This window comes from Phytohabitans houttuyneae (assembly GCF_011764425.1).
GTDB lineage: Bacteria > Actinomycetota > Actinomycetes > Mycobacteriales > Micromonosporaceae > Phytohabitans > Phytohabitans houttuyneae.
The window spans coordinates 3,996,901-4,008,887 of sequence record NZ_BLPF01000001.1; the positions used below are offsets into that span (position 1 = coordinate 3,996,901).

The 11,987-nt window shown below is 70.1% G+C and carries 9 protein-coding genes and 2 pseudogenes; 6 read left to right on the plus strand and 5 right to left on the minus strand.

The window, feature by feature from the left end:
• The first annotated feature begins 65 nt into the window (after positions 1–65).
• Positions 66–863 (plus strand): SDR family NAD(P)-dependent oxidoreductase, encoded by a 798-nt coding sequence (locus Phou_RS18355; protein ID WP_173058505.1) that lies wholly within the window; start codon positions 66–68, stop codon positions 861–863.
• 4 nt (positions 864–867) lie between these two features.
• On the opposite strand, the gene Phou_RS18360 is transcribed toward Phou_RS18355, so the two are convergent.
• Together Phou_RS18360 and Phou_RS18365 are read right to left on the minus strand one after the other, a co-directional pair.
• Complete coding sequence (locus Phou_RS18360) at positions 868–1,254, minus strand: VOC family protein (RefSeq protein WP_246273604.1); 387 nt, start codon at positions 1,252–1,254, stop codon at positions 868–870.
• A 61-nt stretch (positions 1,255–1,315) separates the two neighbouring features.
• Positions 1,316–2,296 carry a hypothetical protein gene (locus Phou_RS18365; protein WP_173057131.1) on the minus strand — a complete coding sequence of 327 codons (981 nt, stop codon included), beginning with the start codon at positions 2,294–2,296 and terminating at the stop codon, positions 1,316–1,318.
• Positions 2,297–2,568: 272 nt separating this feature from the next.
• Here Phou_RS18365 and Phou_RS18370 point away from each other — a divergent pair, with 272 nt between their 5' ends.
• From Phou_RS18370 to Phou_RS56180, 4 genes and pseudogenes are all read left to right on the plus strand, one after another.
• On the plus strand, positions 2,569–3,171 hold the full coding sequence (locus Phou_RS18370; RefSeq protein ID WP_173057132.1) for a DUF4956 domain-containing protein: 603 nt from the start codon (positions 2,569–2,571) through the stop codon (positions 3,169–3,171).
• Entirely contained in the window at positions 3,168–3,983 is an 816-nt protein-coding gene (locus Phou_RS18375; RefSeq protein ID WP_173057133.1) for a polyphosphate polymerase domain-containing protein, read from the plus strand. Before Phou_RS18370 ends, Phou_RS18375 begins: the two co-directional genes overlap by 4 nt.
• Positions 3,959–5,602 (plus strand): annotated as a pseudogene (locus Phou_RS54470) (CotH kinase family protein); the annotation flags it as partial. The gene Phou_RS18375 and the pseudogene Phou_RS54470, both read left to right, overlap by 25 nt.
• Before the next feature lie 42 nt (positions 5,603–5,644).
• Positions 5,645–6,055: pseudogene (locus Phou_RS56180) on the plus strand (cellulose binding domain-containing protein); the annotation flags it as partial.
• A 68-nt stretch (positions 6,056–6,123) separates the two neighbouring features.
• On the opposite strand, the gene Phou_RS18385 reads toward Phou_RS56180, so the two are convergent.
• Complete coding sequence (locus Phou_RS18385) at positions 6,124–8,118, minus strand: glycosyl hydrolase family 28-related protein (protein WP_173057134.1); 1,995 nt, start codon at positions 8,116–8,118, stop codon at positions 6,124–6,126.
• Positions 8,119–8,278: 160 nt separating this feature from the next.
• Between Phou_RS18385 and Phou_RS18390 the strand changes: the two genes are divergently transcribed.
• A complete protein-coding gene (locus tag Phou_RS18390; RefSeq protein WP_246273605.1) occupies positions 8,279–8,887 on the plus strand; it encodes a GNAT family N-acetyltransferase in 609 nt (202 codons plus the stop codon).
• Positions 8,888–8,931: 44 nt separating this feature from the next.
• Here the strand turns inward: Phou_RS18390 and Phou_RS18395 are convergent, their stop codons facing one another.
• Both Phou_RS18395 and Phou_RS18400 read right to left on the minus strand, forming a co-directional pair.
• A complete protein-coding gene (locus Phou_RS18395; protein WP_173057138.1) occupies positions 8,932–10,773 on the minus strand; it encodes a pectate lyase-like domain-containing protein in 1,842 nt (613 codons plus the stop codon).
• Positions 10,774–10,945: 172 nt separating this feature from the next.
• The gene (locus Phou_RS18400; RefSeq protein WP_173057140.1) at positions 10,946–11,950 is read right to left on the minus strand and encodes an NAD(P)-dependent alcohol dehydrogenase; all 1,005 of its coding nucleotides are present in this window, start codon (positions 11,948–11,950) and stop codon (positions 10,946–10,948) included.
• Positions 11,951–11,987 lie beyond the last annotated feature (37 nt).

The following is an 11,987-nucleotide window of genomic DNA, read 5'->3' on the forward strand; positions in this document are numbered from 1 at the left end:
CGACCTGGCGCTCATGATGACCCGAAAGCTCCGCTAGGCACCTGGCCCGGGTGCGAGACTTGGGCGTGCCCAGCTCGATCGTCCTGACCGGTGCGACGACCGGCATCGGCCGGGCCACCGCGCTCGCGCTCGCCGGCAAGGCCGGACACCTCATCCTGCACGGCCTGGAGCCGCAGTCGCAGGTCACGGACCTGCTCGCCGAGGTGCGGGCCGCGCTGCCGGCAGGTGCCACACTCTCGTACTTCGCGGCCGACTTCAGCGAGCTCGTCGCGGCGGAGCGGCTCGTCTCGCACGTCCGCGGCGTGACGGAGCGGGTCGACCTGCTCGTCAACAACGCCGCCCGCCCGGGTGCACCCACCCGCACGGTCACCGACACGGGGTACGAGCTCACGTTCCAGACGAACTACCTGGCGCCGGTCGTCCTCACCAGCGGGCTGCTCGACCTGATCGGCACCGGCCGGATCGTCAACGTCGCCTCGGCCACTCACCTCTCCGCGTCGCTCCACCTCGACGACCTCACGCTCGCCCGGCACGGCTACTCGCCGTCGGCGGCGTACGCGCACTCGAAGCTCGCGCTCGTCACGTACTCCTGCTGGCTGGCCTCCCACCGCCCCAGCCCGGCCATCGACGTCGTCAGCGTGCACCCGGGCGTCATCGCCACCGACCTGCTGCACGCGATGTTCGCCGTCGGCGGCGACCCGCCGGAGCACGCGGCGGCCAACCTCGAGTACGTCGCCTCGCTTCGTGGCGACAACGGCACCTACTACGACGAGCGCAGCCCGGCGCAGCCAAACCCGGAGGCCACCGACCCGGCGACGCAGGACCAGCTGCACGCCGCCACCGTCGACCTCCTCGCGTACTGAGGCGTCAGGCCGGCGGCTTCTGCCGGCACAGGCAGAAGGGATGGCCGACCGGGTCGGCGAAGACCCGGTGGGTCGCCGGGCTCGTCTGGTGACCCAGCTTGGTCCCGCCCAGCCGGAGCACCGCCTGCTCTGCCGCGTCCAGGTCGGCGACCCGGAAGTGCAGGTGCAGCTGCATGGACGAGGCGGGATCGGGCCAGGTGGGCGGCTGGTAGCCGGGCGACCGCTGAAACGACAGGTGCAGGTCGGCGTCGCGGCTCTCGCCCACCGAGCACCAGTCGGGGTCGGCGAAGACGATCGGCCAACCGGTGAGACCGCTGTAGAACTCGGCGAGCGCGGCGGGGTCCGGACACTCCAGCGCTATCCCGCTCAGGCTGCCCACGCCATCGGCCACGTCACGCCTCCTCGTCGAAGACCACGAGGACATCATGCACGGCCCGCCGGCGTGAGAGACGTCAGCGGATGCCGGCCTCGTGCGCCAGCACCGCCGTCGAGAGCGGCTCGATCCGCGCCCGCATGTCCGCGTACGCCGTTACGGTGAGCGGGTCGGTGAGCAGCCGGATCGCGCCGCTGAGCACGACGCTGACGCCGGAGCTGACCGCGGCGGCGGCGATGATCGCACCGGTGGAGGCGGTGGCCGGCGGTGCGGCCAGGGAAGCGATCAACCCGATGGCCCCGCCGGCGAGCGCCGCTCCGAAGACGATGCCGAGGATCGTGGCCGTCCGGGCCAGCGAGGCGCCGAAGTCGCCGTGGAAGAGCTTGAAACAGCGGCCGATGCCGTTGCCCCGCTCCAGCGCGATCACCGGGGAGAGCACGAGGAGGACGGCGGCGAAGTAGAGCCCGGGCACCACGCAGGCGCACAGCCCGGCGACGATGAGCAGGCCGGCGAGCAGGCCCCAGCCGAACATCGGCCCCACGCGGCCGACGGCGGCGGCAAGTGCCGCGCCGAGGTCCGGCTCCCGACCGGTCGCTGCTTCGACGACGATGCGTACGGCGGCGAGGGTGGCGAGCATCGACACGATCATCACGACCACCGTCCCGACGATCACCAGGCCGCTGCCGGCGAAGAGCGTGATGAGGGCCGGGTCATCGCCCGCCGCGGCGGCCTGGTCCATGTCACGGGTCGCGAATGACTGCCAGGCGGTGCTGACGGTCTCCACGGTGAACGTGAGCACCCCGACGATCGCCTGGAGCGCCAGGATCTGTCGCCAGCAGCGCTTGGCGATCGTAAAGCCGCGCTGCCACCAGCCGCCGAAGTCCGGACTGATCAGCGGATCGGGCGGGTAGCCGGGCGGCGGGCCCCACTGCCCACTCCACTGAGGACCCCACTGCGGGCTCTGCGGCGGCACCCAGGGCCCGGCGTAGGGCGCCGGCGAGGGCTGTCCCCCGGGTCCGGGTGGCACCGGCTGGCTCGGATACGGCGGCAGCTCGGACATGTGAGGCTCCGATGCGCTGGCGGGGGTCGGTGCGCCACACGGTACCGCCGGCGCGCCACGTCTGGAGTCCCGGGCAAGTCAGGAATAGATTGACATTTATCTATTCCTGCCGTTAACCTTCCGGAAGTGTTCCGATAACTATAGCGAACGTTCCATGGCCCACAGATGGCCGGGTGGTAAAGGCAACGTTGCCACAGACCGACCTGGGTACCCCCGGATGTCGCGCGGCCGCCGGACGTCGGAAACACGGACATCCAGGAGGTCACCAGGTCATGGCCCAGCTCATCCTGTTCGCAGCCGACATCGTCGCGGTGAGTTTGCTCGTATTCGGGCTCTACTTCCCGCGGCACCGCCGGCGTGACCTCGTGGTCGCGTACCTCGGTGTCAACGTCGGCGTCTTGGCCGTCGCCAGCGCGCTGAGCGTCAGCACCGTCGGCACCGGTCTAGGGCTCGGCATGGCGTTGTTCGGCGTGCTCTCGATCATTCGTTTGCGCTCCACCGAGCTCGACCAGCACGAGGTGGCGTACTACTTCTCGGCCCTCGCGCTCGGCCTGCTCGGCGCGCTCGACACCAAACCGCTCTGGCGCAACGCCGTGCTGATGGCGCTGATCCTGATCGTGATCTACGCCGGAGACCACCCGCGCCTCTTCCGCGGCTACCGCCACCAGGTCGTGGTCCTGGACTCCGCGATCACCGACCACGTCGCCCTCACCGCCCACCTCGAACAGCTCCTCGGCGCGCGGGTGCACTCCGCCAGCGTCCAGCGCATCGACCTCGTCGAGGACACCACAGTGGTCGACGTCCGGTACATGCCCGGCATGCGGGCCGCCGGCACCGGACAGAGCACCACCACGCAGCTGGTCGGGCACCGGTGAGCGCGGCGCTCTCCGCACTCAGCCCGATCGGCCTCGACGACCTGCTCGACCGCGCGGCACTGCAGACGCGCGTCGACCGCAAGTACGTCGTGCCGCGGGCGGCTGTCGACCACCTGCTGGCGGAGCTCGACAGCGACGCCGAGGTGCTGGAGATCGGCGGGCTGCGGACCTTCACGTACGAGACGCTCTACTTCGACACACCCGAGCTGACCAGCTACCGGCTCACCGCGTACCGGCGCCGCCGGCGGTTCAAGGTGCGCACGCGCACGTACGTCGACTCCGCCGAGTGCTGGCTGGAGGTCAAGCTTCCCGGCGCCCGCGGGAGCACTGTCAAGCACCGCGCGGCGTACGACCGCGAGCATCGGGCCACTCTGGACCCCGGCCGGAACTTCGTCGACGAAGTGCTCGGCGCCCAGGGCGCGGGGGACTTCCAGCCCACGCTCGTCAGCCGGTACCGGCGCAGCACGCTCTACCTGCCGTCCGCCACCAGCCGCGTCACCATCGACACCGACCTGGCCTGGTACGACGAGCACCACGCCCTGCACCTGCCAGACCTCGCCGTCGTCGAGACCAAGACCGGCGCTCGGGCGTCCAGTGTGGACCGCCGGCTCTGGCGGCTCGGCATCCGTCCCACCCGCATCTCGAAGTACGCGACCGCGCTGGCCGCCCTACGGACCGAGCTGCCCGCTCCATCCTGGCGGCGACTGCTCCGCCGCCATTTCCAACCCACCCAACGGTCACTCCCCGCGCCGGGAGCGGACCACCTCTGGCCCTGGAAGGAGCTTCCGTGCGCACTGCCGTCCGTTCGGTAGCCGTCCTGGCATCGGCGATCCTCGTCGCCGGCCTCACCCTGCCGGCCAGCGCCGGCACCACCCGTGCCGCGCCCGACCGACCACAAGCAGCACCCGCCGTTTCCGCGGCGGACACCGAGGCGCAGGCCGCGGCCCAGGCGGACCTCGCCGGCGACATCACCTTCTCGGCGCCGAGCGGCACCTTCCAGGGCGAGCTTTCCGTCTCGCTGAGCACCGCGGTCAGCGGCGCGCAGATCCGCTACACGACCAACGGCCAGCCGCCGAACGCGTCCTCCGCGCTCTACAGCGCTCCCCTGCGCCTGACCGCGACGACCCAGCTGCGCGCGCAGGCGTTCGTCTCCGGCGCCGCGTCCGGCGAGCCGGGCACGGCGCTCTACGTCGCCCGCTCCTTCAACGCCAACCACGACCTCCCGCTCGTCGTCGTCGACGCGTACGGCGCCGGCCGTCCCGGCCGGGAGTACGTGAACGCGGCCACGATGGTCTTCGGCGCGTCCGCCGGCGCCGCGACCTCGCTGTCCGCCGCACCGGCCGTGGCCACACGCTCCGGCATCAGGCTGCGCGGCAACTCGTCGGCCACTTTCGAGAAGACGCCGTACCGGCTCGAGTTCTGGGACAACCAGGACGACGACCTCGACTGGCCGGTGCTCGGCATGCCGGCCGACTCGGACTGGGTCCTGCGTGGACCGTTTACCGACAAGGCCCTGATCAGGGACGCGTTCGTCTACGGCCTCGGCCGCGACATGGGCATACACGCGCCGCGCGTCGCGTTCGTCGAGTTCTACCTCAACACGGACGCCAGCCCGCTCACCGCGAGCGACTACATGGGCGTCTACATGATCGTCGAAACGATCAAGAACTCGAAGGACCGCCTCGACCTGAAGCAGCTCGACGAAGAGGACACCACCCTTCCCAAGCTCACCGGTGGCTACATCTTCAAGTTCGAGTGGATGGCCGCCGAAGAGCCGATCCTGGAGTGCACCGGTGCCGCGGCGACCTGCTGGAACTACCTGGAGGTCGAAGACCCCGACCCCCTCGTGCCACAGCAGGAAGCGTGGCTCACCCAGCACCTGCAACAGTTTCACAACCTGATGCACACCACGGGGTACGCCGATCCACAGACCGGCTATCCCGCCTGGATCGACGTCGGCTCGTTCATCAACCAGCTCATCATCTACGAGCTGAGCCGCGAGATGGACGCGTACGTGCGCAGCGCCTACTTCCACAAGGACCGCGACGCCAAGATCGTGGCTGGACCGCTGTGGGACTACGACCTGAGCTTCGGCGTCGGCGGCTTCTTCAACAACACGCAGACCTCCGGGTGGCAGCACCAGCAGACCCGCCAGCCCGTGGCGAACGACTGGTTCCAGATCCTCCTGCGTGACCCGGCCTTCCTGAACCAGGTGCGGATCCGGTGGCAGCAGCTGCGCCAGGGCCTGCTCTCGCCGGCCTCGCTCAACGCCCGGATCGACTCGCTGGCCGCCCCGCTCACCAACGCGGCGCAGCGAAACTTCCAGCGCTGGCCCAACCTCACCTCGCCCACGGTCGGGTTCTTCCAGACCCCGACGGCCAACACCTGGCAGGGCCAGGTGCAGGTGATGCGGACCTGGCTGACCCAGCGGGCGTCCTGGTTGGACAGTACGAGCGGATGGGGTGGCGCCACGACCACGCCGCCGCCCACGACCCCACCGCCCTCCACGCCGCCGCCCAGCACCCCACCGCCCAGCACCCCGCCGCCGAGCACGCCCCCGCCGAGCACACCGCCGCCGGGCGGCCGGGCCTGCACGGCCACCTACAGCGTGACCAGCCAGTGGACTGGCGGCTTCCAGGGTGAGGTACGGGTCACCGCCGGCACCGCGCCCATCACGGGCTGGACGGTCACCTGGACCTACGCCAACGGGCAGAGCGTCAGCCAGGCGTGGAACGCCACGGTGTCCACGAGCGGTACGAGCGTGACCGCGCGCAACGTGGCGTACAACGGCTCGCTCGGCGCCGGCGCGAGCACCGCGTTCGGCTTCATCGGCTCGTGGAACGGCACCAACGCCGCACCGGCGGTGACCTGTACGGCGACCTGACCCGTGACATGCGGAAGGGGCCGTGCGGTGCCATTGGGCACGGCCCCTTCCGCTTTACCTGCCGCCGGTCACCAGGGGGATGGCGGCGCCGGCGGCACGACCGGTGGGCGGTCGTCGCAGGTGATGGTGTTGGGCAGCATCCACGGGGCGAGCCACGGGCCGGTGACCCCGCCGCCCTCGTTGCCGCCGAGGTCGGTCACCGCAAACTCGGAGCCGGCCGGTGTGAAGTGGAACGAGCCGCAGTTGTTGACGCCGACCGCGCCGACGTTGCGGGCGTCCACGTTTTCGAACGAGGCACCGCCGGCGACGCGGGCGCTCACCACGGAGGTACCCGTGCCGTCGACCCTGATGTCCTTGAACTTCACGCCCGTGATCGAGTAGAGGTCCTTCACGGGCCAGTCGCTGACCAGCATGACCGCGTTGTACGTGCTGTCGAGGTAGTGGTCGCCGGTGACCTGCACGTCGGCCGCGATGCTCTTGTCGAGCGCGTAGAACCAGATCGCGCCGAGGCCGATGTTCCAGTTCAGCTCGTACGTGCCGGCCCGTACCACCGTGTTGTTGGTGATCGAGAGCTTCCCGCCGAACGCCTCCGCGCCGAAGCGCGAGCCCGCGTGGATGCCGCTGCCCTCGCGGATCGGGTCGGCGACGAGGTTGTTCGACACGGTGTTGTCGGTACCGCCGTAGATCGCGATGCCGTTGGCCAGCGTCGGCGTCTGCACGGTGTTGTGGTCGAAGGTGTTGCCCGAGTTCGTCGTCTTCTCGGCCCACATGGCCAGGCCGTCGTCGCCGGTGTTGCGGATGAAGTTGTTGGAGACGACCGAGTTGGTGACGCCGGTGTGGAAGTTGAGCGCGTCGGCGATCTGGTCGACGATCACGTTGTTGGTGATCCGCGTGTTCGTCATCGGCCCGTCAAACCACATGCCGACCTTGGTGTGGCGGATGTAGAGGCCGTCGATCGTGGAGTTGCTCAGCGCGCCACCGATGCCGTTGACCTGGTCGGTGTCGATCCGCTCGCGGACGTCGCCCTCGATCGTAAAGCCGGACAGGTGGACGTTGCTGCTGCCACCGTCCTTGACGTACTTGCCGTAGAAGCCCACGCCCGTGTGCACCGACAGGTCCGGCGCCGGCTCGGGGAGCGCGACCTCCTTGCCCTTGATGATCGTGTACCAGCTGCCCGCGCCCTCGATCGTCACGTTGTCCACGATGATGTGGCGGTTGACCTGGTACGTGCCCGGCGGGATGTAAACCTTGAGCTTGGCCCGCTTGGCGAAGGCGATCGCCCGGTCGAACGCGTCGGACGACTCCCGGCGGCCCGTCGGGTCGGCGCCGAAGAGCAGCACGTTGGCCGCGACGAGCCGCACGTGCGGCGGCGCGACGAGCTGCGAGTCGAGCAGGTCGATGACCGTCCAGGCGGCGTTGGTGCCGGCCGGCGCGGTGAGCCGCACGCGATCGCCCGCCTTGTACGTCTTGCCGAGCAGGAGCCGCTGCTCGTCGTAGAAGTGCATCGGGCGGAACGGCTTGGTGATCGTGGGAGTCGGCGTGGTGGCCGCCGGCACGCACGCGCACTCGGTGATCCACCAGTCGGGGTGCAGCAGGTCCGCATTGGGATCGTTCGTGAACGGGTACTGGTTGTACAGCCACGCGTACTGCGACGTGAGCGTCATGGTCTGTCTTTGCCCGCCCCGACCCGTACCCTTGCCGTTGACCGTGACGTCGAGCGGCGCGGTGATGCCACCCCCGTTGGGCGCGTCGGGGATGCTGTAGCGCACGTTGATGGCGTTGGCCGCGGCCGGCAGCGTGAACTCCACGTACTGCCCGGGGCGGAGCCGCACCGCCTTGCGGCCGGACGCCTCCGCCGGCAGCGTGTAGGCCGTGCGGTCGGGGCCGATGATCGCGCCGTTGGTCACGGCGTTTTCGGCCTCCTGCTCCAGGAAGTCGACGCGGGCGCCGCGGCCGGCGACGAGCGCGGGATCGAGGGCGGCCCGGGTCACGACCGGAGCCGCGGTGGTCCGGGCACCAGCGCTCGCCGGTGCGGCCCAGGCGGCCGCGGAAAGTGTCAACACGAGGGCAGTGCCAGCATGCGTCTGTGGGTCATCAGCACGGGCTCGTTTCTGCGAGTTCGGGAGTGTTGCAGTGACGTTAAATCCCGACGCGGAAGGAGACAAGAGCCGATTGGATGACGAAAAAAGTCGTGCCGATGACGCAAGAACCGTACACCCGCTGTTGACGCACCTCCTCGCCGCAGCCGAAGGACGGTTTGCGCCGGTCGATGGCGGCTGCACCGTACTCCCTTCGCTGCCCGGCGGCCTGGCCTGCTCGGTCGCGTTCACCGGCCACGCGTTCGTGGCCAGCGCACACTCCGCGGAGGACGTGCTGGCCCGCGGCGCGGACGGGTTCGGCGGCTCGCTGGCACCGGACTTCCTGCGCTGGCTGGCCGGGCCGACCGGATGGATCGACGTCGTCGACGCGACGCTTGTCGCCCGCGGCACCGGCGGTCCCGGCCTGCCGGCCCGCACCGACGTCGAGGGGCACCCGCGCGTCCAGCACGCGAGGAGCCTGCGCCGCGACGTCCGGGTGTACGGCGACGAGCGCGGCCTCGTCACGCTCGCCTCCGGCCTGGCCGGCCGCACCGAGCTTGGCATCGAGGCGGCGCCGGAGGGCCAGGGCCGAGGCTGGGGACGGGCCCTGCTGCGCGACGCGCTCGGGCTGGTGCCGGCCGGCGAGCCGGTGTTCGCGGGGGTGGCGCCGGGCAACGCCCGCTCGCTGCGTGCGTTTCTCGCGGTCGGCTTCGTACCGCTCGGCAGCGAGGTCACGATCCGACCTGGACAGTGAACGGGCCGGGACCCGAAAGTCCCGGCCCGTCCGAAATAGCGTCCTTACGGAATCGGGTACTCCGCGATGTAAACGGGGACGCCGATCTTGGTGGTGTCGGCCGCCTCGCCGACGCCGTTCACGACGTGGTCGATCGTGCCGGCGCTCAGGTTGACCGTCATGATGTGGTGCAGCTTGACGCCCGGCCGCTCCGGCACCTCGAAGCCGTTCTCGGTGTGGATGGACGGGTTGTTCTGGTTGAAGACGTAGACACCCGCGCCGTACAGCGTGTGGGTCCGCACCTTGTCACCGACCTTGTAGCCGGCGTAGCCCTCGACCGCGCCGTTCATCCAGTCGGCCTGCGTCGGCGGGTCGTACGGCAGCTCGTTCTGGTAGAGGATCACCGTGCCCCGCTCGCCGTTCCACACGGTGTTGTACCGCTGGAAGTGCTCGACGAAGAGGCCGGTGGCCGTCACGTCGTCGCCGTTGATCACGGCTCCGTACCGCCCGGTGTTGGTGTTCCACCGCTCGGTGTCGGTGAAGCCCTCGACGCCGTGGTCGCCGCGCCACACCCAGGTGTGGTCGATGAGCACGTTGTCGCTGTTGACCTCCAGCGCGATGTTCGTCTTGCCGACGTGCGGGCCACCGACCCGGAAGTACACGTCGTTGAGGGTCGTCGGGTTGCTCGGCGAACTGAAGCCGAGGCCGTGCTTCCTGCCGACCCGAAGCAGCATCGGCGACTCCTTGAGCCCCGCGTCGATGGTCACGCCGGCGACGATCACACCGGGCACGTCCGCGACGTCCAGCGGGATCGAGCCGTTCACCGCGGTCAGCGTCGCGTGGCCGAGGCCGAGGACGACCGTGTTCGGGCGCCAGACCTCGATGCTGCGGGCGATGTCGTACACGCCCGGGGTCAGCAGCAGGTGCTTGCCGAGCGCCAGCGCCAGGTTGATCTTCAGGACCGAGTCACCCGGCTTCGCGACGTAGAAGTCGGAGAGCGGGATGGTGCGACCCGGGGTGAGGCCGTTGGCCCAACTGACGCCGCTCGTGTTGCGGTGCGCCGAGGGCACGCGGACCTGGTACTTGCCCTTCGCGTCGACGAACAGGTACGGCTTCTCCCGGCTCAGCGGGGTGGTCGTCAGCGTCGTGTATGGCGGGCTGGGGAACGCCGAGTCGTCCGGTGCACCGGTGACGCCCGCGAAGACCTGGTTCCACACGCCGTTCGACCAGCCGGCGATCTCGCTGTTGCGGGTCAGCCACTGCTGCTGCGACCCATTCGTGGTGGCCGGCAGGCGCGAGTCGGCGATGAAGCCGCCGCTGGCGTACTGCGGGCCGGCCGTGCAGTAGTCCATCAGCGACAGGTTGCCGCCGGTGATGTTCATGCGGCGCAGGGAGACCGCCTGCGAGACGGCCCAGAAGTTCGCCGACGCCCGGCAGCCGTCCTGCCCCAGCGCGTTGATGTTGAGGGAAAGGTTGGAGAGCGTGCGCCAGAAGTTGACCAGCGCGAGGCAGTTGCTCGTGCCGCCGTTTTCCAGGCAGCGGTTGTAGACCTCGACCTTGCCGTTGATGACGACGTCGGTGGGCGAGGCGCCGAGGCCGGCGATCTCGGTGTAGTAGCCGACCTTGATCTGCAGGGGCTGCTCGGCCGTGCCGTACGTGCCGGGCTTGAACAGGAACGTGTACCGGTTGGTGCCCATCTCGGCGTTGACCTGGGCTGCGTGGGTGGCGTCGAGCTTCGCCTGGATCTCGCTGACCGGCGTGCCGGGGTCGAAGACCGTGACGTTCGGTCCGAAGATCGACGCGGGGGTGGCGGGCGGTGGTCCGGCGACGGCGGCGGTGCCGCTCGCCGCGGTGACGGTGGCCAGCGTCAGGCCGATCGTCAGCGCCCGTTTCAGGAGCCTTGCCATGCGGTTCGTCCTCTCCGCGGCGGCCCAGTGAGAGCGCTCTCCCACCGGGCCACTTCGTTCACGTCGTGGAATAAGGGGACGCTTGTTTCTACCCCGTGAATCGACGCGGCGCCATGCCCGTACGGGTGCTGATTTCCGTACGGGCCGGCGAAGGAAAACCGTAAGGCGGGGTTCAGACCGTGATGACGACCTTCGCGCGCGCGTGCTCCGCCTCGAGGTACCGGATCGCCTCCGGCACCTGCGCGAGCGTGAACGTGCGGTCGATGGCCGGTGCGACCTTGCCCGACTCGATGAGCTCGCGCAGCGTCGCGAGGTGCTCCGCACCCGGCGTGACGCCAGACAGCGACGTCAGGCGGTGGCGGACGAAGCGCGCCGCGACCTGCGCCTTGATCTGCAGGCCCATGGGTCCGGTGACGTACGGGCGGCCGTTGCGCGATACGCCGCCGCCGGAGAGCAGGAGCAGGCCGGTGGGCGTCAGCACCCGCCGGAGGTCCGCCAGCGTGCGGTTGGCAACCAGATCGAAGACCATGTCGTAGCGCTGGCCGCCCTGGGCGAAGTCCTCCCTGGTGTAGTCGATGACGCGGTCCGCGCCGAGCGACCGCACGAGCTCGACGTTGCGCGTGCTGCACACCCCGGTCACCTCCGCGCCGAACGCCTTGGCGATCTGGACGGCGAAGGTTCCCACGCCGCCCGACGCGCCGTTGATCAGGATCCGCTGGCCCGCCGCGAGGCGACCGACGTCGCGCAGGCCGGCGAGCGCCGTGCAGCCCGCCATCGGCACTGCGGCCGCCTGCTCGAACGTCAGGTTGGCCGGCTTGTGCTCCAGCTGCCCCTCCGGCACGCACACGTACTCGGCGAACGCGCCGTCGAGGTCGCACACGTCCCCGTACACCTCGTCGCCCGGCTGGAACCGGGTCACCCCGCCGCCGACCGCCTCGACCCGGCCCGCCACGTCGCTGCCCCGGATCGGGTGCTTGGGCCCGCTGAAGCCGAACACGCTCGGCATGGCCAGGCGGGCGAGGTAGGGGTCGCCGCGCATGACGTGCCAGTCGCGTGCGTTGATCGCCGCCGCGTGCACACGGACGAGTACCTGGCCGGCGGCGGGCGCTGGTTTGTCCACCTCGCGGAGCGCGAGGTCGCTGGGTGAGCCGTACCGCTCCTGGACGATCGCCTTCATGACATCGATGGTGGCGGCCGGGGAGCGCCACTTCATC